This is a genomic window from Rhizobium sp. BK602 (assembly GCF_014195095.1).
Classification (GTDB): Bacteria; Pseudomonadota; Alphaproteobacteria; order Rhizobiales; family Rhizobiaceae; genus Rhizobium.
In genome coordinates, this window is sequence record NZ_JACIBC010000004.1 from 139,489 (window position 1) to 161,169 (window position 21,681).

Below are 21,681 nucleotides of genomic sequence, written 5' to 3' on the forward strand. Positions count from 1 at the left end.
TTCATATTCATTTGTACACGAATGAATTATGCCGTGCAATCCTCCCATTTCATTGGGCCGACAATAGAATGTTTCGTCCTCACCCCAGACAGAAGACATGGAATCGAGCGCTGAAAGCTACGGCTCAGCAGATTTTCTGCAGCAGTTCCAGGAACATCATCCGCTCGCCGGAGGTGAGCGGCGCCAATGTTTCCTCGGTCGCCGAGACCGCCGCGCCGACATTCACGGCAATGACGGCAAGACCATCTTCGGTCAGCGAGAGAACGACCCGGCGTCCATCATTCCGGTCCGGCGCCGTTGCGACGAAGCCGCGCTTGACCAGGCGATCGACCACGCCCTTGATGGTCGCGACATCCATCGCGGTTTCACGCCCGAGCTGGTTCTGCGAGCAGGGCTGGATTTCCTTGAGCTTCGAAAGCGCCGACCATTGCGTTGTCGTCAGCTTGTCGCCGATGGCATTGGCGAAGATCGCCACATGCCGCTGATTGGCCTGCCGGAGAAAGAACCCGACTTGCCGGTCGACATGATATTCGGGCGCGGCGGCTTGTCTGTCTTCACGCGATTTCTGCATTTGTCCCGCCCCGGTTCCGCGCATATGGTTGCGACGTCGATAAGCTGTTCTAGATTCAAAAGATTAGAGCGCCATTGTGTGTCGATGTAAACGCTCAGGGTCCCCAGCGTCTACTTCGAAGGCGGCATTTGTCAACGCTGCAACCTCGCAGGGAACCGGGCCGATCGAACGCAGCGACGGCACACATCCGCCCCGGCGACCGCATTTTTATCCAGGCCCTTCGCCCTCGCTTGACAGGATCGAAAGACCGGCTGATACTCATTCGCATACAAACGAAAAAATGGGAACAATGACGGTCAAATATCCGTCCATGGGCTGATGGCAGCACCACAGGACGGGCGGCCGCGTCAAAATGGAGAGAGCGCCATGGTCAAGCAGCGCGTGGAAAGCGTCGCGAACGGCAAGATACGCTGCGATGCCTGTCCCGTCATGTGCTACATCTCCGATGGCCGCGCCGGCGCCTGCGATCGCTACGCCAATGTCGGCGGCGAGCTGATCCGGGTCGATCCGCTAACGATCATCGAAAACACCATCTCCGAGGGCGGCAATGTCGTGCCGTTCCTCGCGCAGCCGGATGAGGGCGAATGGGACGGAGACATCGTCCACGCCACCCGAAGCTTCGTGACGGCCGTCGGCGCCGGAACGACCTATCCCGATTACAAGCCGGCGCCCTTCATCGTCTCGCAAAAGGAAAACGGCATCGACATGGTGACCGTCGTCACCGAAGGCATCTTCAGCTACTGCGGCGCCAAGGTGAAGATCGACACAGACCGCTTTCTCGGCCCGGAAACGGCCACCGTTCTGGTCGACGGCGAGCCTATCGGCCATGTCACAACCGGTGAATACGGCTCGCAGATGCTGTCGCTCGGCGGCGTGCATCATCTGACCGGCGGTTCGAAGAAAGAAGGCCGCGTCACCTGCGACGCGCTGTTGAAACTCTGTAATGGCGAAGCCGTCGACATGCAGGTCGACGGCGGGGTCAGCCTGACCATAAAGGCAGGCGCTGCACCAGTGATCAACGACGTCGAGGAAAGCCGCATGCGCGTCGGCTGCGGCTCGGCCACCATCGGCATGTTCGCCAAACAGTGGATGGGCCATGTCGATGAGGTTGTCGTCGTCGACGATCATATTACCGGCGTGCTCTCCGAGCACCAGGCCGGACGCCTGCTCGACGTGCCGGCCACCGGCATTCGCATCAAGGGCCGGCGCTCCACGCCGGGCCGCTATTTCCAGGTGGCCGAACCCGGCACCGGCTGGGGTGGCACCAACATTTCCGATCCCCTGACCATCCTCGGCGATTTCGATGCCAAGACCGCATGGCCGGGCATGCGCATGCTGATGGTGTCGACCACCGGCGAGCAATATGGCTACTATATTCTCGGCGACGATCTGCGGCCGGAACTGCAGACCATCCTTCCCGCAGCCTTGCAGGAATCGGTCGAGATCATCGCGGAAAATTGCGAGCCGGCCCTCACCTCGGTCCTGTTCATCGGCGGCGCCGGCGGCAGCCTGCGTGCCGGCGTCACCACGAACCCCGTCCGCCTGACGCGTTCCGTCAAGGAAGCGCTGACCCATGTTTCCTGCGGCGGCGTGCCAGCCTATGTCTGGCCCGGCGGCGGCATCACCGTCATGGCCGACGTGACGCAGATGCCGAGCAAGGCCTTCGGCTACGTGCCGACACCGGCACTCGTCGCGCCGATCGAATTCACCATGCGGCTCGATGACTACCGCGCGCTCGGCGGCCACATGGAGACCGTCATGCCGATCGAGCAGGCGCTGGAAGTGGCAGAGCGCAAGGTCACACCGATCGGCCGTGGCCCCTGGCCGACGGAAAGCCGGAATTTCCGGTGGGGCGCCTGACGACAGGAGGAGCAATAGCATGTCGCGGCCCGTTGCCCGATATCTCGATGGCGATCCGAACGGCCGGCTGCACCTGCAGCACGGGCCGATCGATCTCGTCATCGGTGTCGATGACGGCCCCACGGCCCGCAGGGGCGAAACCAAACGTCGCGCCGGTGCCTTTTCAGCTGCTATTGCGCGTTTTCAGACTATCCTCGACGAGCTGGTGAGCGAACTGCCGCTGCTCCGCACTCCCGCCGGAATTGGCGGTCCAGTGCCTGCGGGCGTGGTCGCCCGACGCATGCTCGCCGCGGTCCGGCCCTTTGCCACTGACCATTTCATCACGCCGATGGCAGCCGTTGCCGGTGCCGTCGCCGACGAAATCCTGGCGGCGATGCTGGCGGTATTCGACGAGGGCGATTGCCCACATCGGGCCTATGTCAACAATGGCGGCGACATTGCCGTCCATCTAGATGGCGACGCGGAGTTTCATGTCCGCATGGCGCGCGAGGACGGCGTCTCGCTTGGCGATTTCGCGCTCCGCGCTTCCGGCCCCACGCGCGGCATCGCCACCAGTGGACGTGGCGGGCGCAGCCTGTCGATGGGGATCGCCGATTCCGTGACCGTATTGGCGGCAAATGCGGCTGCCGCCGACGCGGCGGTCACGCTTGTTGCCAATGCCGTCGACCTCCCCGGTCATGCCGCCATCCACCGGGCGCGCGCCATCGACGTCGTCGACGACAGCGATCTCGGCGAGCGCCTTGTGGTCACCGGCTGCGGCCCCCTGACGGATGCGGAGATCGACATGGCCCTTTCCCGTGGCCTTGCCAGAGCGGAACATTTCATCGCGATCGGCCTTATCGATCGCGCTGGTCTCTTTCTCAAGAACCGGGGCCTGCTCGCCATGCCGGCCGCAGCCCAACCACGTGCAGCCTCACCTCTTTCAATCGATCAATCCACGGAGCGGTTTTCCAATGCCTGACGTCAAGATCCGCAAGTTCCTCACTATCATCGAGGAAATTTACCACGAAGGCGGCAAGCCGGTCGCAACGCCGCTGAAGCGGGGAGCGATCGTTGCCGTCATCGAAAATCCGTTTGCGGGCAGCTATCACGAGGAAATCACCGGCTTCATGAAGGATCTGGAGCCGCTCGGCCTCGATATGGCAAACCGTCTGGTCGCAGCACTCGGCGGCGACGCCTCCGTCGTTGAGGGATACGGCAAGGGCATCATCGTCGGTCAGGCCGGCGAGTTGGAACATGGCGCGCTTTGGCATGCGCCGGGCGGCTACGCCATGCGCGAAGTGCTGGGCGGCGCCAAGGCGATCGTACCCTCCTCGAAGAAGGTCGGCGGACCCGGCACGCGGCTGGACGTGCCGGTCACCCATATCAACGCCTCCTATGTGCGCAGCCATTTCGACGCGATGGAAGTCGGCGTACCGGACGGTCCGCGCGCCAACGAGATGGCGGTCGTGCTTGTCATGACAACCGGCCCGCGCGTCCATGCCCGCAGCGGCGGCCTGAAGGCCGAGGACATCAAGGGCGAGGACGGCCTGCGTTGATCGCCGAGATCCGCAAGATCACCGTCTTCGTCGAGGAGACACTCAGCGAGATGGGTCAGGCCATCTCGCCGCCGACGCGCAAGGCTGCGGCCGTCGCCGTCATCGCCAATCCTTTCGCCGGCCGTTATGTCGAGGATCTGACACCGCTGATCGACATCGGCGCCGAACTCGGCGGCCTGCTTGGCCGCAAATGCGTCGAAGCGCTCGGGATTTCGCCGGCGCAGGCCGAAAGCTATGGCAAGGCGGCGCTGGTCGGCGAGGACGGCGAGCTGGAACATGCGGCCGCCCTGCTGCATCCCTCGCTCGGAAAGCCGCTGCGCGAGGCCGTGGAAAAAGGAGCGGCACTGGTACCGTCCTCGAAAAAGCGCGGCGGCCCCGGCCGGCCCCTCGATATCCCGCTCGGGCACAAGGATGCCGCCTATGTGCGATCACATTTCGACGGGATGGAGGTGAGCCTTGCCGATGCGCCGCGTCCGGCGGAAATCATGGTGGCCGTCGCCGTGACCGATAGCGGCAGGCCGCTTGCCCGCGTCGGCGGGCTGAAGGCATCCGACGTCGAAGGCAAGGACGGCCTGCGCTAGGGCATGCTCCAGGATCGTGGCGCCGTTTATTCATTTGCATGCAAACAATAATGGGAACAGTCGTGACTCAGTCTCCTTCGAATGAACCATCGGCCCCGACGCCTGAACAATCGCAGGTCGCGGGTATCGATGTCGGCGGCACATTTACCGATCTCGTGCTCTTCGACACGATCTCCGGCAAGGTCCGTCTCGCCAAGACGCCGACGACGCTCGACAATCAGGCTTTCGGCGTCCTCAATGCGCTCGATGCGGCAGAAGCCGATGTCGCAGCGCTCGACCTCATCGTTCACGGCACCACCACCACCACCAATGCCGTTCTCGAGCGCAATCTCTGCCGCACGGGCCTGATCACCACACGCGGTTTTCGCGACGTGCTGGAGCTCGGCCGGCGCACGCGCCCGAACCCCTATGGCATGAAGGGCGAATTCCGTCCGATCATTCCGCGCGATCTTCGGCTGCAAGTTCCCGAGCGCATGGATGCCGCCGGCAACGTGCTGATCACGCTCGATGAGGAGGCGCTCCGCACTGCGCTCAAAGCCCTGGTGGACGCAGGTTGCGAGTCGCTGGTCATCCATTTCCTGCATGCCTACGCCAATCCGGCACATGAGCTGCGCGCCGGCGAGATCGCCGCCGAGATCTGGCCGAACGGCAATATCACGCTCGGCCATGCGCTTCTGTCTGAAAGCCGTGAGTTCGAGCGCGGCGTCACGGCCGCCGTCAATGCGTCGGTGCAGCCGCTGCTCGCGCGCTATATCGAGCGCCTCGCCGAACAGCTCGCGACCAAGGGCTACAGACACGATGTTCTCGTCATGAACGGCAATGGCGGCATGGTCTCCGCACATCACGTCGCCAAGGAAGCCGCAAAGACGGTGATGTCCGGCCCCGCCTCCGGCGTCATGGCGGCCGCCTATACCGGCCGCCGCGCCGGCATTCCGAACCTCATCACCTACGACATGGGCGGCACGTCGACCGACGTTGCGCTGATCCGCAACGCTGAACCGGCGGTCTCCAACGAGATCGAGATCGAATATGCGATGCCGATCCATGTGCCGATGGTCGATGTCCGCACCGTTGGCGCCGGCGGCGGTTCGATCGCCAAGGTTACGGCCGCCGGCCTGCTGCAGGTCGGCCCGGAAAGCGCCGGCGCCATGCCGGGGCCGATCTGCTATGGCCGTGGCGGCACGACACCGACCATCTCCGACGCCAACCTGCTGCTCGGTCGCCTCAATCCCTCCAAGCTCAACTCGGTTCCTGGCGGTATTTCCATCGACGGCATTCGCGACCTGTTCGAGGAAAAGCTCGGCCGGCCGCTCGGACTTGACGCCACGGCGGCGGCGGCCGCCGTCATCCGCATCGCCAACGCCCGCATGGCCGATGCGGTGCGCATGGTCTCGGTCAGTCTCGGCGAGGATCCGCGCGATTTCGCGCTGTTTTCCTTCGGCGGCGCCGGCCCGCTGCATGCGACCGCGATCGCGCGGGAACTCGGCATTCCAAGGGTACTGACGCCGTCTCGTCCGGGGATCACCAATGCGCTCGGCTGCGTCGTTGCCGATCTCCGGCATGATTTCGTCAACACGGTCAACCGTCCGCTCGATGTCGCCGATATGGACCTCGTGCATACGCTCTTCGAAAAGCAGTCGGCCGAAGGACGCCGCCTGATCGGCAAGGAGGCGGTCGCCATTCGCGAGATCCGCGAGATTTGCTCCGTCGATATGCAGTTCATCGGCCAGACGCATCTGCTGCGCGTGCCGCTACCGAGCGCAATGCCGACCAGGGCCGAATTGCAGGCACGCTTCGAGGAGGCCTATTTCAACCGCTTCCATGTCGAGCTTCCGGAAATCCGCGCCAGTCTCGTCAACGTCAACACCTCGGTCATCGGCCGGCGCACGGAGATCGATCTGTCCATGCTGATCGATGCGGCGGGTCGCAAGGCAACGCTTACCGAAGCGCAGACCGGCACACGCCCGGTCTGGTTCGATGGCTGGCGGGAAACGCCAATCTACTGGCGCGATCACCTGCCGCTTGAGGCAACCATATCGGGGCCGGCGATCATCGAGCAGATGGATACGACCATCATCCTCGAGCCCGGCGACGTCGCCACCCAGGACGACGACGGCAATATCATCATCTCGATCGGAGCCGGCCAATGAGCATCGACCCCATTACGCTGAGCGTCATCCAGTCCGGCCTGCAACAGGTCTGCGATGAAATGGACCTGACCTTTTCCCGCGCGGCTTTCTCGCCGGTCATCGCCGAAGCCAACGACCGCTCGGACGGCATCTATTCGGCCGAGGACGGCTCGCTGATCGCGCAAGGCGCCGGCGGCCTGCCGGTCTTCGTCGGCACCATGCAATATTCGACGCGCACGCTGATCGAGATGATCGCCTCCGGCAGGGCCGCCGCGCCGAAGCCGGGCGACATCTATATCGTCAACGACCCTTATCTCGGCGGCACGCATCTGATGGACGTGCGCTTTGCCATGCCGGTCTATCGCAACGGCGAGATCTTTTGCTGGCTATCGAACACCGGTCATTGGCCGGACACGGGCGGTGCCGTCCCCGGCGGCTTCTCGGCCTCGGCCACCTCAGTCGAACAGGAGGGCCTGCGCCTGCCGCCAGTGCGGCTCTTCAAGGAAGGCAAGCTCGACACAGAGATCTACGCGATCATCTGCTCGAACATCCGCGTCTCCGAGCAACGCATCGGCGATGTGAAGGCACAGGCAGCCGCCCTTCTGGTCGGCCAGGAAAGGCTGGTGCGCATTCTCGAACGATATGGCGACGATACGGTCGCCCAAGCGATCGGCGAATTGCGCCGCCGCGCCGCCGAACAGATGCGCGCCAATATCCGGCTGATCCCGAAAGGCACCTATCGTTCCGTCGCCTATATCGACAGCGATGGTGTGGTCGACGAGCCGCTCGAAATCCGCCTTTCGATCACCGCGACGGGCGATGAACTCTCCTTTGATTTCGAGGGATCGTCGAAGCCCTGCGCCGGGCCGATGAATTCGGTTCTGGCAACGACACTATCCTCCGTCTACCTCGCCATGCGCCATATCTTCCCGGATGTTCCGATCAGCGCCGGCGCCTTCGAACCGTTGAAGGTGAAAACGCCGGAAGGAACCTTCCTCGACGCCCATTATCCGCGCCCCGTCTCGGGCTGCGCCGCGGAAGTCAGCCAGCGTATCGCCGAGGCGGTGTTCGCAGCTCTGGTCGAGGCACTGCCGGACCGGGTGACGGCCTCACCGGCCGGAAGTTCGGGCAATTTCGCGCTCGGCGGCCACGATCCGGAACGCGGACGCGGCTACGTCATGTACCAGATTTCCGGTGGCGGCTACGGCGGCAACAGCGATCATGACGGGCTTGCCAATGGCTGCTCGACCATCGGCATTTCCAAGGCGCCGCCGGTCGAGATCATGGAGCAGCAATTCCCCGTGCTTTATCATCGCTATGCCCTCCGCGAAGGGTCCGGTGGTGCCGGCAAGCATCGTGGCGGTTTCGGTCTCGACTACGAGATCGAGCTCCGGCGCGGTGCCGCGACAGCGAGCTTCGTCATGGATCACGGTCGTTTCGGACCGCAGGGCGCGCTTGGCGGCAGCGACGGACAGACCAACAGCGTCACGGTCTGGCGCAGCGGTGAAGCGATGACGCCGGAGCATCTCTCGAAAGCGCAGGATATCGCACTGAAACCCGGCGACCGCGTCCGCGTCGGCACCCCGGGCGGCGGCGGCTACGGCGACCCGCTGACACGCGATCCACGGGCCGTCGTGGAAGACGTGCGGCTCGGTCGTTATACATCGGCCGAGGCGCTCGATCTGTTCGGTGTCGTCGTAACAGTGGATTGCCATGCGGATATGAACGCCACCGAACGAGCCCGTGCCAGCCGCTAGGCATAGATTGGCCGTCATTGCGAAAAGAAAGAATTCAGAGACGAGACGACGAACGCGTGGCGCAAGCCTCGGCTAAGTCGCCTGTGGCCTGATCGCCCGCAAGGTCCAGCGCTTCGACAATGGTGAGCGATGCCTTTCGGACGGAGACCGGATGGCTCGAAAAGGGAGCTGCTGTCGAAGGCTAGCAGCTCTCGCCAGTCTATTTCTCCGGCGCGCTCGATGATCTCTCATCATGATAGTTCAGAATACGGCGCAGCAGATAAAGCAGGGCCACGCGTTCGGCAGGATTGAGGTCCCCCATCGTCAGCTCACTGATGAGACGCGCCGCCGGTATCATCTCCTCCAGCAAGTGCTCCGCAGCCGGCGTCAGGGACATGATGATCTTGCGGCCGTCCTGCTCATCCCCGGAGGTGGTGATCAGGCCGCGTGCGGAAAGACGTTCGATGATGCCGCGGATCGTACCCTGATCGACAGCCGTGGCCTTGACCAACTCGGTCTGGGAACTCGGCCCATGATCGCGAAGCGCGCAAAGGGTGACGAACTGGACGGAGGTCAGATTGGGATCGGAGGCGTTTTCCTGGAAGATCGACAGATGCCGTTGATACACCCTGCGCAGCAGATGGCCCACTTGCTGCGTGACATCATAGTCGTCCGTATCCGGCCTATCGTGCTTCACATCAGCCATCCATCGCCAAGATTAGTGTGTACACGCGAACTTCCATCTTCTCCTTGCGGTTGGCAAGCGGGAAATGCTGGATTTCTGGGTGGTTTCGCTTAAAATTTATGCACAGAAAGACCTTGCATTTATAGTGAACACACCAGATCATACCCTCAGGCGACAAGCTATGGATCGCGATTGCACGCGCTCGAAATTCGATGCCGCCGATGACGTGCCGCAAGAACAAGAATCAAAACAGATCAATCCAGAGAGGACGAAAATGAGAGGACTTTTTGCGATTATGGGTACGGCCCTTTGTCTGGCGGCCGGAACACAAGCGATGGCCGGCGAGATCAAGGTGGGCGAGATCAACAGCTACTCCGCGCTACCCGCCTTCACCGATCCCTATAAGAAGGGCTGGCAGCTGGCGCTTGACGAAGTCAATGCGGCCGGCGGCATCAACGGCGATACCCTGGTGATCATTTCCAAGGATGATGGCGGCAAGCCCGGCGACGCGCTGACGGCGGCAAACGAGCTGGTCGCAAAGGAAGGGGTGGTGATGATCTCCGGCTCCTTCTTCTCGAATGTCGGCATGGCTGTTGCCGATTTCGCCAAGCAGAAGAAGGTCTTTTATCTGGCGGGAGAACCCCTGACCGACGCGATGATCTGGTCGAAGGGGAACGACTATACCTTCCGCCTGCGCCCGCCGAACTACGTACAGGCCGCCATGCTGGCGCAGGAAGCCGCCAAGCTGCCGGCGAAGCGCTGGGCAACCATCGCACCGAACTACGAATACGGACAAAGCGCCGTTGCGGTGTTCAAGGAACTGCTGCAGAAGGCCCGGCCCGACGTGGAATTCGTCGCCGAGCAATGGCCGCCGCAGGGCAAGATCGACGCCGGCTCCGTGGCGCAGGCTATCGAGGCGGCCAAACCGGATGCGATCCTCAACGTCGAGTTCGGCGCCGACCTGGTGAAGCTGGTGCGCGAAGGCACGACACGCGACCTCTTCAAGGGCCGCTCGGTGGTTTCCTTCCTGACCGGAGAGCCTGAATATCTCGATCCGCTGAAGACCGACACGCCGGAAGGATGGATCGTCACCGGCTACCCCTGGTATTCCGTCGACACGCCGGCACACAAGGCCTTTGTCGATGCCTACCAGAAGCGCTACAACGACTATCCCCGCCTCGGCTCGGTGGTCGGTTATGCGCTGGTCAAGTCGATGGCCGCCATCCTGACCAAGGCCAAGTCGACCGATACGGACGCGCTGATTGCCGCCGCCAAGGGTGTCTCTGTCGACACCCCCTTCGGCCCGATCACCTATCGCGCTGCGGATCATCAATCGACGCTCGGCGCCTTCATCGGCAAGACTGCCCTCAAGGATGGAAAGGGCGTGATGGTCGATTTCCAGTACCATAGCGGCAGCGAATTCCTGCCGAGCGAGGCCGACGCCGCCAAGCTGCGTCCCTGACGGAACCATCGACAGCCGGCGGTCGCACCTTGGGTTCCTCCGCCGGCAAGACCGGCATGCATTCCATCATAACGCACTGCGCCGGTATTCGCATCCCAGGCGAATGCCACCCTTGTTAAATGGGCAGGGAGCCTCCGTTGGACCTTTATATTCTGCAGTTCCTGACCGGGCTCTCGAATGCCGCCTCGCTGTTCCTGGTCGCGTCCGGACTATCGTTGATCTTCGGCGTGACGCGCATCGTCAATTTCGCCCATGGCGCCTTCTACATGTTGGGCGCCTATCTGGCCTATAGCCTGACGACCCGCTGGGAGAGCGCCTTCGGCTTCTGGGTTGCCCTGCTTGTCTCCGCCGCCGTCGTCGCGGTCTGCGGCAGCCTGCTGGAAATCCTGCTGCTGCGCCGCATCTACCGCGCTCCCGAGCTCCTGCAGCTTCTGGCCACCTTCGGCGTCACGCTCGTGGTCGAGGACGGCGTGCGGCTGATCTGGGGACCGGAAGATCTGGTCGGGCCACGAGCGCCGGGCCTCTCCGGCGCCGTCGAAATCCTCGGCCGGCCCTTTCCCGCCTATGATCTCGTGCTCATCGCTCTCGGACCCGCCGTCCTCGGCTTGCTCTGGCTGCTGCTGCATCGCTCGCGCTGGGGCATTCTCGTGCGCGCGGCGACCCAGGACCGCGACATGGTCAGCGCGCTTGGCGTGAACCAGAAATGGCTTTTCACCGGTGTCTTCGCGCTCGGCGTCTTCCTCGCCGCCTTTGGCGGCGGCCTGCAAATCCCGCGCGATGCCGTAACCCATTTCATGGATCTGTCGATCATCACCGAGGTTTTCGTGGTGGTGGTGATCGGCGGGCTCGGCAGCATCGGCGGCGCCTTTCTGGCCGCCATCGTCGTCTCCGAGCTGAACGCCTTCGGCATCCTGGTGTTTCCGGGCATCTCCCTCGTGCTGATGTTCGTGGTCATGGCGGTCGTCCTTGTCCTGCGCCCCTGGGGCTTCTTCGGCAAGCCGCTGCCGGCGTCGCGCGCCGGCTATGCGGCAAGGACGACATGGCGGCCGCTCGATCCGCGCAGCCGTGTCGCCACCGGCATGCTGATCCTCGCTGCTGTCCTGCTGCCGATGGTGCTCGGCAATTACGGCCTCGGCGTCGCGAGCGAAGTCCTGATCGCCGTGATCTTCGCCACCAGTCTTCAATTCATGATGTCGGTCGGCGGGCTGGATTCCTTCGGCCACGCGGCAAGCCTCGGCCTCGGCGCCTATGGGGCAGCCCTGTCGATCCAGTGGCTCGGCGTGCCGATGGAACTTGCCCTCGTCATCGGGCCTGTCGTTGCAGCTGCCATATCCCTCGTCTCGGGATGGTTCTGCGTCCGGCTGTCCAACATCTATTTCGCCATGCTCACTCTGGCCTTCGCGCAGATCTTCTGGTCGATCGCTTACCAGTGGGTCGACGTCACCGGCGGCGACAACGGCATCGTCGGCGTCTGGCCGTCCGACTGGGCGAGCGGGGCTAGGGCCTTCTATTGGCTCACGCTTGCGGCGGCCGTCCTCTCGGTTGGCTGCATCCGCTATCTGACCTTTGCGCCATTCGGCCATGCCCTGAGAGCACTCAGGGATTCGCCGCAGCGCGCGGCGGCAACCGGCATCCCGCGCCGTGCGGTCCAGCATACGGCCTTTGTCGTATCCGCCTTCTTTGCCGGCCTTGCCGGCTCGCTTCTGGCATTTCAGAAAGGAAGCATCTTTCCCGAAGTACTCGGCATTCCGATGTCGATCGACGGCCTCGTCATGGTTCTGCTTGGCGGTTTCGGCACGGTATCGGGCGGCATTGTCGGCGCGATCATCTACAAGACCGCCTCCATCTGGCTGATGAGCAACACCGATCTCTCCCGCATGATCCTTGGCGGCCTCATCATCCTGCTGGTCGTGGCCTTTCCGGAAGGAATTGTCGGAACGCTGGGCCGCATATTAGGCGCTCGCAAACAGCAACAGGCAATCCTTCCGCAAACGCTTTCGCAGCCGCTCGCCAAGATGGGGGATGCGCCATGAACCAGCCGCTTCTGTCGGTATCGCATCTGAGCAAGAGCTATCAGGGCGTCAAGGCGGTCACCGACGTCTCCTTTTCGCTTGTCCGTGGCGAGTTGCTGGCGCTCATCGGCCCGAACGGCGCCGGAAAAAGCACCTGCTTCAACATGCTGAACGGACAGATCACGCCCGATGCAGGGGCCGTGGTCCTCGACGGGGTCAGCACATCGGGCCTTTCACCCGCCCGGATCTTCCGCCTCGGCGTCGGCCGGACGTTCCAGATTGCGGAAGTCTATCTGTCGATGACGGTTCGGGAGAATGTGCAGGTGGCGATCCTGTCCCATGCCGAAGATCTCTCGGGATGGACCGGCTTCTTCGGGCGGCTGGATCGAAAATTCCGCCATAGGGCCGAAGAACTGATCGGACTGATCGGTCTCGGCGACCAGGCCGATCGTCCCTGTCGCGAACTTCCCTATGGCGATGTCAAGCGGCTCGAGCTTGCCATCGCGCTGGCGGGCGATCCGAAACTCCTGCTGATGGACGAACCCGCCGCCGGCATGGCCCCGCGGGAACGCATCGAACTGATGAGGCTGACCGCCCGGATTGTCGAGGAAAGACAGATCGGCGTTCTCTTCACCGAGCATGACATGGACATCGTCTTCGAACATGCGTCGCGGATCCTCGTGCTCAATCGCGGCACGATCATCGCCGAAGGATCTCCCGAAACAATCCGGACCAATCCCGACGTCCAGGCCGTCTATCTCGGCTCCGGCCTGCTTTATGCCAACAGATCGGAGGGCTGATGCTGGAAGTATCCCGTCTCAATAGCTGGTACGGACCCGCTCATATCCTGTTCGACGTGGAATTGCAGGTCGCCGAGGGCGAGGTGGTCGCTTTGCTGGGCCGCAACGGCGCCGGCAAATCCACGACCTTCAAGTCGATCATGAGCCTGCTCACCTCGAAACAGGGGGAGATCCGGTTTCGCGGCGAGGATGTTTCCAGGTTTGCGCCGTTCGACATCGCCCGCAGGGGGCTCGGCTACGTGCCGGAAGACCGGCGCATCTTCACCGCACTCACCGTGGAGGAAAATCTCGAAGTCGGACGGCAGGCGGGGCGCGATCAACGTGCACTATGGACGCCGCAGCGTATCTACGAGATCTTCCCGAACCTCGGCGGCATGCGCAAAAGACCGGCCGGCAACATGAGCGGCGGCGAGCAGCAGATGCTGACCATAGGCCGCACGCTCATGGGCAATCCCCATCTGATCCTGCTCGACGAACCATCCGAGGGGCTGGCGCCCAAGATCGTCGAGCAGATGGTGGACGCGATCGTCACCATGAAGCGCGAGGGGCTGTCGATCCTTTTGTCGGAACAAAACCTGCATTTCGCGCGGCTGATATCCGATCGTGCCTATATTCTCGAAAAGGGCGCAATCCAATATTCCGGCACCATTGCCGAACTTGAAAGCCGCGAGGATATTCGCCAAGCCTATCTCACCATGTGATGAGTGATTTGGGATCAATCCCGCATTTCCTGCGCCTGCGCCATTAGCCATGTCCTGAAGGATTCCATGGACGAGTTCGGCTTCACCCCATGCGGCATCGCGAACCAATAGCCATAGCTGCTGCGGTACCCGAAGCCACGAGGATTGACCAGCTTTCCGGCCGCGAGCTCGTCCAGCATCAGGCCGCGCGGGATCAGCGCCATGCCCTGCCCCGCAAGTGCCGCGCGGATCACCATGGTATAATATCCGAAGCGCGTGATATGCCGTACTTCGAGATCGGCCTTGCCATTGCTCTCGGCGAAGTATCGCCAGTGCAGCGGGGTCTGCGGATGCTCCAGCATCTCTCCCCTGGCCAGATCCGCAATCGTTTCCGGCAGGCCGTTCTTTTCCCAATAGGATGGCGCGCTCACCAGAAGCACCTCGTGGCCGAAAAGATAATGCATGTCCTTCTCTTGTCGGGGTTCCGGGAGAAAATGGAATATCCCGTCCGGCGCTTCGGATTGGGTCGGCGACACGAAGGTCGTGAACTGCACCTCGATCTCCGGATGCGTCTCCGCAAATTGCGCAAAGCGTGGCAGCAGCCAACGATCGCCGAAGATCGGCAGCACCTGCAGCCGCAGGACGCGCGGGCCCGGCTTCAGCCGGGCGACGCGCAGTGCCGCGTCCTCCATCGCCTTCACCACCACCCGCGCATGCTCGATGTAGATGGCGCCGACCTCTGTGGGGACCATGCCGCGCGGCGTGCGGATGAAAGCGGGACTGCCAATCAGATTTTCCAATGCCAGCAATTGCTTGCTGACGGCGCTCTGCGATAGCGACGTGCTCTCGGCCGCAGCGCTGGTCGATCCTCTTTCGGCCACCGCCAGCAGCACCTGCAGCGCGGTTGTGGAAGGCAGACGCTGTCGACCGGATGCCATGCGAACCCCGCTCCATTGCCAATCGGCCATATCGCGCCTCAGCGGCATGGCCGAAATTTTCGCACCAATATCGGTAAACCCAATGCGATATCCGAGCTAGTCGTTTTTGTCATAGCGGGGTGAAATAACTTCGCTTGCCCATGAAACGAGCACGTGGGAGCCTTGCCGAAAGTTTAAACAGCAGGGGAATGCCAATGCCTGAACCCACTCAGCTTTGGGGTGGACGCTTCAAGTCCGGACCGTCCGAAGCTCTGGCCAATCTCTCGCGCGCGCCGAAATCCTACTTCCGCCTGTATCGCGAGGATATCGCCGGCTCCCGCGCCCATGCCTCCGAATTGACGCGCGCCGGGGTGCTGGTCGAAAGCGAGTTCCTGGCCATTCGCGCAACGCTCGATGCCATCGAGACGGACGTCGGTTCCGGCATCGAGGCGCCGATCCCCGGAGACGAGGATGTTCACACTTTCCTCGAACGGCTGCTGATGGCGCGGCTCGGCACGCTCGGCGGGAAACTGCGCGCCGGACGGTCCCGCAACGACCAGACGGCCAACAATACCCGTCTTTATCTGCGCCGCATGGCGCGCGAACTTTCGCGGGAGATCATCGCGGTCCAGGAAGCGCTGATGGATCAGGCGTCGCGGCACACCGAGACGGTCATGCCCGGTTTTACCCATCTCCAGCCCGCCCAGCCGATCGTTCTCGGTCATCACCTGATGGCGCACGCGCAGTCACTGTTGCGCGACCTGCAGCGCTTCGAGGACTGGGATCGCCGCTTCGACCGCTCGCCGCTTGGCGCCGCCGCTCTCGCGGGATCGGGTATTGCCTGCCGGCCCGACCAGTCGGCCATCGAGCTCGGCTACTCCGCCGCCTGCGAAAACTCGATCGACGCGGTTGCGGCCCGCGACCATGTCGCCGAGTTCCTCTTCATATGCTCGCTGGTCGCCGTCGATCTGTCGCGGCTTTCCGAGGAGATCTGCATCTGGAGCTCCAAGCAGTTCAGCTGGGTCAGGCTGCACGATTCCTATTCCACCGGCTCCTCCATCATGCCGCAGAAGAAGAACCCGGATATTGCCGAGCTGACGCGCGGCATGTCGGGAACGCTGATTGGCAACGTCACGGGCTTCCTGGCGACGATGAAGGCCATGCCGCTCGCCTATAATCGCGACCTGGCGGAAGACAAGCGCAGCCTGTTCGAAACCATCGACATTCTCGAACTCGTCCTGCCCGCCTTTGCCGGCATGGTCGCGACGCTGGAATTCGACGTCGCGAAACTGCGGGAAGAAGCGCCCAAGGGCTTCACGCTGGCAACCGAGGTCGCAGACTGGCTGGTCGGCCAGAACGTGCCCTTCGCGGAGGCGCACGAGATCACCGGCGCGGTCGTTCGTTACTGCGAGGAACGCGGCCATGATCTTGCCGGACTGACCGCGGACGATCTGCCGAAGATCGACCCGCGGCTGAACAAGGGCGTGCTGGCCGCCATCACGTTGGACAATGCACTCGCGAGCCGCACCGGTTACGGCGCCACGGCCCCGGCTCGTGTCCGCGAGCAGATTGCCCGCTTCGAAACGGCGATCGATGCCTGCCGCGCTTTTGCCGATGCGCCGGGAACGGCGACCAAGGCCATACGTGGAGACAACGCCTCCCAGGAGCCCCGAAGCCGATGACCGCCGCAAGCACCACCCCGTCCCCCACCGATGACAAATACGAGATCGCCCATCTGCGCCTGGTGCCGAAGCCGCATATCGGCCGCATGGTCGCCGCCGCCATCGTCCTCGTCCTGCTCGCGGGGCTGGTGCGTGCTTTCAGCGTCGGGCAGATAGAGTGGAGCTACGTTCGCGACTTCCTTTTCGCGCCCGCCATACTCGACGGCCTGACGAACACGCTGCTGATGACCGTGGCCGCCATGGCGCTCGGCATCGTGCTCGGCGTCCTTATCGCCATCATGCGCATTTCCGGCAATCCGGTGCTGTCCTCCATCGCCATCGGCTATGTCTGGATCTTTCGCGGTGCCCCGGCACTGCTGCAGCTGATGCTATGGTTCAACCTGGCACTGATCTTTCCGACCTTGGGCATCCACGGCCTGATCGAATTCCGCACCGTCGACGTGATGACGCCCTTCGTCGCCGCCATGCTCGGCCTCGGCATTTCCCAGGGCGCCTATACGTCCGAGGTCGTCAGGAGCGGCCTGCTCTCGGTCGATAGCGGCCAGTACGAGGCAGCCAAGACCATCGGCATGACGCAGATGAAGATGCTGCGCCGCATCGTGCTGCCGCAGGCCATGCGCGTCATGGTCCCGCCGATCGGCAACGAAGTGATCGGCATGGTGAAACTCACATCGCTGGCAAGCGTCATCCAGTATTCCGAGATCCTGCACAATGCGCAGATCATCTACTTCGCCAACACCCGCGTTCTCGAGCTGCTGATCGTCGCAAGCTTTTGGTATCTCGCCGTCGTCTCCGTCCTGTCGGTCGGGCAGCATTATATCGAGCGTTATTTCGCACGCGGCTCGAAATCGATCAAAGCGTCCATGTGAGGGTCGGCCATGAAACAGGATATTCTCGTCAAGGCCGTCGATGTCACCAAGAACTACGGCGACTTCCGCGCGCTCGACAAGGTCAGCTTGGAGGTCATGCGCGGCGAGGTCAACTGCATCATCGGCCCTTCCGGCTCCGGCAAGAGCACGTTTCTGAGATGCATCAACCTCCTGGAGCGGATGGACGGCGGCGCCATCTGGGTCAATGACGAGCTGGTCGGCTACCGCCGCGAGGGCAACAACCTGCATCAGATCAGCGATGCCGACATCTCCCGTCAGCGGCGGCGCATCGGCATGGTCTTCCAGCGCTTCAACCTGTTTCCGCACAAGACCGCCCTGGAGAACATCATCGAGGGGCCGGTGCATGTACTTGGACAATCCGTTGAGCAGGCCCGCGAACGAGCCTCCCTCCTTCTCGAGCGCGTCGGTCTCGCTGCGAAGGCGAACCATTATCCGGCAGAGCTTTCGGGCGGCCAGCAGCAGCGCGTCGCCATTGCCCGTGCCATGGGCATGCAGCCGGATCTCATTCTCTTCGACGAACCCACATCCGCGCTCGATCCGGAACTCGTCTCGGAAGTGCTCGACGTCATGAAGGACCTCGCGGCATCCGGAATGACCATGATCGTCGTCACCCACGAACTCGGCTTCGCCCGCAACGTGGCCAACACAGTCACCTTCATGGAGGCTGGGAAAGTCGTCGAAACAGGCTTGGCATCGGAGGTCCTCAGTGCCCCGAAAAGCGCCAGGACGGCGGAATTCATCAAGGCCGTCCACAGCTGAGAAAAAGATTGGCGAACCACCAGGCCCGCCAGTGCCATCAAGATCAAAAAGTGCCATCAGCATCAAAAATGGGGAACACTATGAAAAAACATTTCGCAATGCTCGCCGTCGCCTGCATCGCGGCCACATCGGTCAGCGCCGCAGGCTTGCCGGAACGCATCAAATCGGCCGGCAAGGTGGTCGTCGCCAACCAGCCGAACTATCCGCCGATGGAATACAAGGACCCGGCGACCAACACGCTGATGGGCGTCGACATCGACCTCGGCCTGGCGCTGGCCAAGCAGCTCGGCACCACGGTGGAATGGGCCGACATCGGTTTCGAACAGATGATCTCGTCGCTGACGACCGGCCGTGTCGATCTGATCCACAGCGGCATGAGCGATCTGCCGAAGCGTCGCGACACACTCGACTTTGTCGACTACATGAAGTCCGGCGCGCAGTTCTACACCACCGCGGCCCGCAAGGACGAATTCAAGAAGCCGACAGATTTCTGCGGCAAGACCATCGGCATGAGCCGCCGCACCTCCTTCCCGGATGAGACCGCGAAGTGGAGCGCCACCAATTGCGAAGCCGCTGGACTGCCGGCCGTCAAGGTCGTCGGCACGGAAGGCTCTGCGGATGCTCGCGCCCAGCTGAAGCAGGGTCGCGTCGACGGCGCGGTGCAGGGGTCCGAGACGCTTCCCTATCTGCTGACCCTCGAGAAAGACACCTATACCGTCGTCGGCGAGCCCTTCACCGCCGTCTATCAGGGCATCGGTTTCGCCAAGAAGGATACCGAACTGCGCGATGCCTATGCTGCCGCGCTGAAGGCACTGATGGCCAGTGGCGAGTACAAGAAGATCTTCGCGGAGCACGGCCTCGAAGGCACGATGCTGGATGGCATCTACATCAATGGCGAAGCCGCCAAGTAAGGCTTGCGACCGGCAGCCGGGCAAATGCCCGGCTGCCGGTCGACCATGAAATTCCGTCATGCCGCCAGAGGTCTGACGAACCGAGACATGAAAGAGAAAAACCGAATGTCCCGTCCACTTGACGACGCTCCGGTCGACAGGCTTGCGTCCTTCGTTGCAAACCTTCGGTTTGAGACGCTTCCGGCCGACGTGATCGACAAGGCGAAGATACACATCGCCGACACGCTCGGCGCAGCGCTCGCCGGTGCCCGCTCCAACGAATTCCGGATCACGCGCCGTGTTGTCGGATCGAGCGGAGCGGCGCGCATCTGGGGTACGGGGGATCATACCGGCGCGCGCGACGCAGCGCTGATCAACGGCGTTTCCGCCCATGCCTTCGAGCTGGACGATGCCGGCGGCTGCGACCATTCGGGTGCCGTGGTCATGCCGGCCCTGCTGGCTGCGATGGCGGAGATACCACGCGCCGTCTCCGGCAGGGAGCTGATCGCGGCAGTCGTTGCCGGATATGATGTCGGCCGGCGGATCTTGGAAGCGACGGGCGGCTACGACAGCCACAATAGCCTCGGCTGGCACTCGACAGGCACCTGCGGCACGCTTGCCGCCGCCGCCGCCGTTGCCAATATCCGTGGCCTCGATGCCCCCGCCACCCGCGATGCCATCACCCTTGCGACCAGCTTTTCCTCCGGCCTCTGGGCCTTCATTCATGATGGGTCGCAGGCCAAGAAGATCCATGCCGGACGCGCAGCCGAAGGCGGCCTGCTCGCGGCGCAACTCGCTGCCGAGGGATTTGCCGGACCGTCGAAGGTTTTCGATGACGTATGGGGCGGCTTCTTCCGCTCCTTCAACAAATCCGCCTGTGATGCGGACAAGCTGAGCGAGGGGCTGGGAGAGGTCTGGAAGGTGAAGCGGGCGGTGCTGAAGCCCTACGCGTCCTGCCGTGGCGCGCATTCGGCGGTCGACGCCCTGGACGACCTGTTGAAACAAACGATGCGGACGGCCTCGGAGATCGAGACGATCGAAGTGCGGCTAAGCCCGATGCTGATGGGCATGTGCGGCGCCAGGGCAAGCGGCGCGATGGCGCCGACCCAGATGAGCCTGCCCTATGCGATAGCGGCGCGCTGTGTCTTCGGAACCGCCGGCCTCCAGGCTTACGCGGCTGAGCGCCGCACGGATGCACGGGTCCACGCCATCATGGAGCGTATGCAACTAACCGTCGATGATCGCATGCAGCCGCTCGACGAACCATTCCTCACCCTGACATTCAAGGATGGTCTGCGCGCGACCCATATGGTGCCCCGCGCCACAGGCTCCGCCGAACGGCCGATGCCTCTTGCGGACGTCGCCGGCAAGTTCAAGGAACTCGCCCTGATGAGTTTGAGCACCGAGCAGGCGGACCACCTGTGGAGCACGCTGACCAGGCTTGAGGAACTGGATGATTGCCGCAAGATCGAGAATCTGCTGGTCGGGGATGCAGACAATCGACCCGTCTTTTGCTGAGGATATTCGCATGAGTTTCGACCTGACACCGCGCCCTCTCAACCCGGCGCCGAACACCCCGAACATGATCTGGCCGAACGGCGCCAAGAGCGCCCTGTTCATCGGCTTCGACGTCGATGCCGAGACCGCCTGGATCGGCAACAATCCGTCGAATGTCGATCGCATGGTCACCACCTCGCATGGCGGTTACGACCGGCGCGTCGGGATAGCAAAGATCCTCGAACTGATGGACGAGCTCACCCTGAAGGGCACGTTCTTCACGCCGGGATGGACGGCGCTCGCGCATCGCGAGATCTGCGAGGCGATCCTGAAAGCCGGCCATGAGATCGGGCATCACGGCTATCTGCACAAGATGCCCGAGCGCGAAAAACTGGACGAGGCATTCGAGGAAATCGATCGCGGTTTCGAGGCGCTGCAGCAGGCGCTCGGCGTCCGGCCGGTCGGCTATCGGGCACCTTCGGGAGAGAACTTCCCTGAACTTCTGGCCTATCTTGCCAAATCCGGCATCCGCTATTCCAGCTCTTTCCGCGACGACATTCTGCCATACCGCCACGCCGCGGCCGATGGCATGGACGGCCCCGTAGAAATCCCCGTCAACTTCGCATTCGACGACTGGAATTTCGGCATGTCGAGCCGGACGAGCCCCCGCGCCCTTTTCGGCCGCGACGCCGTCCTGCCGCTCTGGATCGAGGAATTCGAGGCAACCCATGCCTGGGGCGGTGTCACCACTCTGGTTCTGCACCCGCAGGTCTCCGGCCGGCCGATGCGCTGGTTCATCCTGCGCGATTTCCTGCGTCACGTGCAGTCGAAGGGCGATGTCTGGATCGCAACCGGCGCGCAGATAACGGATCATTTCGAGGCGCTCGAGGCAGAGCGCAATACTCTGCCGGCATGAGATTGGATGCGAATGATGGCAATGGACGGAGACAGACTGTGGCAGCTGCGCGAAAAATTCGAAGAGGGCCACGGCG

19 protein-coding genes are annotated in these 21,681 nt (G+C 62.9%); 16 read left to right on the forward strand and 3 right to left on the reverse strand.

The window, feature by feature from the left end:
* Positions 1–124: 124 nt before the first annotated feature.
* A complete protein-coding gene (locus FHX11_RS14405) occupies positions 125–571 on the reverse strand; it encodes a MarR family transcriptional regulator (RefSeq protein WP_184358329.1) in 447 nt (148 codons plus the stop codon).
* Positions 572–937: 366 nt separating this feature from the next.
* Here FHX11_RS14405 and FHX11_RS14410 point away from each other — a divergent pair, with 366 nt between their 5' ends.
* From FHX11_RS14410 to FHX11_RS14435, 6 genes are read left to right on the forward strand one after another with little or no spacing between them, the layout of a single operon-like run.
* Positions 938–2,431, forward strand: coding sequence for a 6-hydroxynicotinate reductase (locus tag FHX11_RS14410; protein WP_184358330.1), 1,494 nt, complete (start codon positions 938–940; stop codon positions 2,429–2,431).
* A 19-nt stretch (positions 2,432–2,450) separates the two neighbouring features.
* On the forward strand, positions 2,451–3,392 hold the full coding sequence (locus FHX11_RS14415) for a UPF0280 family protein (RefSeq protein WP_184358331.1): 942 nt from the start codon (positions 2,451–2,453) through the stop codon (positions 3,390–3,392).
* The gene (locus tag FHX11_RS14420) at positions 3,385–3,969 is read left to right on the forward strand and encodes an amino acid synthesis family protein (protein WP_184358332.1); all 585 of its coding nucleotides are present in this window, start codon (positions 3,385–3,387) and stop codon (positions 3,967–3,969) included. The genes FHX11_RS14415 and FHX11_RS14420 overlap by 8 nt, the downstream gene beginning before the upstream one ends.
* Positions 3,966–4,550 (forward strand): amino acid synthesis family protein, encoded by a 585-nt coding sequence (locus FHX11_RS14425; RefSeq protein ID WP_184358333.1) that lies wholly within the window; start codon positions 3,966–3,968, stop codon positions 4,548–4,550. Before FHX11_RS14420 ends, FHX11_RS14425 begins: the two co-directional genes overlap by 4 nt.
* Positions 4,551–4,600: 50 nt before the next feature.
* Positions 4,601–6,700 carry a hydantoinase/oxoprolinase family protein gene (locus FHX11_RS14430; RefSeq protein WP_184358334.1) on the forward strand — a complete coding sequence of 700 codons (2,100 nt, stop codon included), beginning with the start codon at positions 4,601–4,603 and terminating at the stop codon, positions 6,698–6,700.
* Entirely contained in the window at positions 6,697–8,436 is a 1,740-nt protein-coding gene (locus tag FHX11_RS14435) for a hydantoinase B/oxoprolinase family protein (RefSeq protein ID WP_184358335.1), read from the forward strand. Before FHX11_RS14430 ends, FHX11_RS14435 begins: the two co-directional genes overlap by 4 nt.
* Before the next feature lie 199 nt (positions 8,437–8,635).
* Here FHX11_RS14435 and FHX11_RS14440 read toward each other — a convergent pair whose 3' ends face one another.
* Positions 8,636–9,121 carry a MarR family winged helix-turn-helix transcriptional regulator gene (locus tag FHX11_RS14440; RefSeq protein WP_184358336.1) on the reverse strand — a complete coding sequence of 162 codons (486 nt, stop codon included), beginning with the start codon at positions 9,119–9,121 and terminating at the stop codon, positions 8,636–8,638.
* A 274-nt stretch (positions 9,122–9,395) separates the two neighbouring features.
* Between FHX11_RS14440 and FHX11_RS14445 the strand changes: the two genes are divergently transcribed.
* From FHX11_RS14445 to FHX11_RS14460, 4 genes are all read left to right on the forward strand, one after another.
* A complete protein-coding gene (locus tag FHX11_RS14445; protein ID WP_246781038.1) occupies positions 9,396–10,562 on the forward strand; it encodes an ABC transporter substrate-binding protein in 1,167 nt (388 codons plus the stop codon).
* A 137-nt stretch (positions 10,563–10,699) separates the two neighbouring features.
* The gene (locus tag FHX11_RS14450; RefSeq protein WP_210292456.1) at positions 10,700–12,595 is read left to right on the forward strand and encodes an ABC transporter permease; all 1,896 of its coding nucleotides are present in this window, start codon (positions 10,700–10,702) and stop codon (positions 12,593–12,595) included.
* Positions 12,592–13,374 carry an ABC transporter ATP-binding protein gene (locus FHX11_RS14455; RefSeq protein WP_184358339.1) on the forward strand — a complete coding sequence of 261 codons (783 nt, stop codon included), beginning with the start codon at positions 12,592–12,594 and terminating at the stop codon, positions 13,372–13,374. The genes FHX11_RS14450 and FHX11_RS14455 overlap by 4 nt, the downstream gene beginning before the upstream one ends.
* Positions 13,374–14,075 carry an ABC transporter ATP-binding protein gene (locus tag FHX11_RS14460; RefSeq protein ID WP_184358340.1) on the forward strand — a complete coding sequence of 234 codons (702 nt, stop codon included), beginning with the start codon at positions 13,374–13,376 and terminating at the stop codon, positions 14,073–14,075. Before FHX11_RS14455 ends, FHX11_RS14460 begins: the two co-directional genes overlap by 1 nt.
* Before the next feature lie 14 nt (positions 14,076–14,089).
* Here the strand turns inward: FHX11_RS14460 and FHX11_RS14465 are convergent, their stop codons facing one another.
* Positions 14,090–14,992: a LysR substrate-binding domain-containing protein gene (locus FHX11_RS14465; protein WP_184358341.1), complete on the reverse strand. Its 903-nt coding sequence runs from the start codon at positions 14,990–14,992 to the stop codon at positions 14,090–14,092.
* Positions 14,993–15,186: 194 nt separating this feature from the next.
* Between FHX11_RS14465 and argH the strand changes: the two genes are divergently transcribed.
* The 6 genes from argH to FHX11_RS14495 all read left to right on the forward strand — a co-directional run bounded on the left by argH (position 15,187) and on the right by FHX11_RS14495 (position 21,605).
* Complete coding sequence (gene argH, locus FHX11_RS14470) at positions 15,187–16,653, forward strand: argininosuccinate lyase (RefSeq protein ID WP_184358342.1); 1,467 nt, start codon at positions 15,187–15,189, stop codon at positions 16,651–16,653.
* Positions 16,650–17,522, forward strand: a complete 873-nt coding sequence (locus FHX11_RS14475) for an amino acid ABC transporter permease (protein WP_184358343.1) — start codon at positions 16,650–16,652, stop codon at positions 17,520–17,522. The genes argH and FHX11_RS14475 overlap by 4 nt, the downstream gene beginning before the upstream one ends.
* 9 nt (positions 17,523–17,531) lie before the next feature.
* Positions 17,532–18,302: an amino acid ABC transporter ATP-binding protein gene (locus FHX11_RS14480; protein ID WP_184358344.1), complete on the forward strand. Its 771-nt coding sequence runs from the start codon at positions 17,532–17,534 to the stop codon at positions 18,300–18,302.
* An 80-nt stretch (positions 18,303–18,382) separates the two neighbouring features.
* The gene (locus tag FHX11_RS14485; RefSeq protein WP_246781006.1) at positions 18,383–19,213 is read left to right on the forward strand and encodes an ABC transporter substrate-binding protein; all 831 of its coding nucleotides are present in this window, start codon (positions 18,383–18,385) and stop codon (positions 19,211–19,213) included.
* Between the two features lie 105 nt (positions 19,214–19,318).
* A complete protein-coding gene (locus tag FHX11_RS14490) occupies positions 19,319–20,710 on the forward strand; it encodes an MmgE/PrpD family protein (RefSeq protein WP_184358346.1) in 1,392 nt (463 codons plus the stop codon).
* Positions 20,711–20,720: 10 nt separating this feature from the next.
* Entirely contained in the window at positions 20,721–21,605 is an 885-nt protein-coding gene (locus tag FHX11_RS14495; protein WP_184358347.1) for a polysaccharide deacetylase, read from the forward strand.
* Positions 21,606–21,681 lie beyond the last annotated feature (76 nt).

Coding starts and splice junctions, on each gene's coding strand:
- FHX11_RS14405 (WP_184358329.1), bottom strand. CDS start 571: ATGCAGAAATCGCGTGAAGACAGACAAGCCGCCGCGCCCGAATATCAT.
- FHX11_RS14455 (WP_184358339.1), top strand. CDS start 12,592: ATGAACCAGCCGCTTCTGTCGGTATCGCATCTGAGCAAGAGCTATCAG.
- FHX11_RS14460 (WP_184358340.1), top strand. CDS start 13,374: ATGCTGGAAGTATCCCGTCTCAATAGCTGGTACGGACCCGCTCATATC.
- argH (WP_184358342.1), top strand. CDS start 15,187: ATGCCTGAACCCACTCAGCTTTGGGGTGGACGCTTCAAGTCCGGACCG.
- FHX11_RS14445 (WP_246781038.1), top strand. CDS start 9,396: ATGGGTACGGCCCTTTGTCTGGCGGCCGGAACACAAGCGATGGCCGGC.
- FHX11_RS14485 (WP_246781006.1), top strand. CDS start 18,383: ATGAAAAAACATTTCGCAATGCTCGCCGTCGCCTGCATCGCGGCCACA.
- FHX11_RS14475 (WP_184358343.1), top strand. CDS start 16,650: ATGACCGCCGCAAGCACCACCCCGTCCCCCACCGATGACAAATACGAG.
- FHX11_RS14465 (WP_184358341.1), bottom strand. CDS start 14,992: ATGGCATCCGGTCGACAGCGTCTGCCTTCCACAACCGCGCTGCAGGTG.
- FHX11_RS14420 (WP_184358332.1), top strand. CDS start 3,385: ATGCCTGACGTCAAGATCCGCAAGTTCCTCACTATCATCGAGGAAATT.
- FHX11_RS14410 (WP_184358330.1), top strand. CDS start 938: ATGGTCAAGCAGCGCGTGGAAAGCGTCGCGAACGGCAAGATACGCTGC.
- FHX11_RS14495 (WP_184358347.1), top strand. CDS start 20,721: ATGAGTTTCGACCTGACACCGCGCCCTCTCAACCCGGCGCCGAACACC.
- FHX11_RS14440 (WP_184358336.1), bottom strand. CDS start 9,121: ATGGCTGATGTGAAGCACGATAGGCCGGATACGGACGACTATGATGTC.
- FHX11_RS14490 (WP_184358346.1), top strand. CDS start 19,319: ATGTCCCGTCCACTTGACGACGCTCCGGTCGACAGGCTTGCGTCCTTC.
- FHX11_RS14480 (WP_184358344.1), top strand. CDS start 17,532: ATGAAACAGGATATTCTCGTCAAGGCCGTCGATGTCACCAAGAACTAC.
- FHX11_RS14430 (WP_184358334.1), top strand. CDS start 4,601: ATGGGAACAGTCGTGACTCAGTCTCCTTCGAATGAACCATCGGCCCCG.
- FHX11_RS14415 (WP_184358331.1), top strand. CDS start 2,451: ATGTCGCGGCCCGTTGCCCGATATCTCGATGGCGATCCGAACGGCCGG.
- FHX11_RS14435 (WP_184358335.1), top strand. CDS start 6,697: ATGAGCATCGACCCCATTACGCTGAGCGTCATCCAGTCCGGCCTGCAA.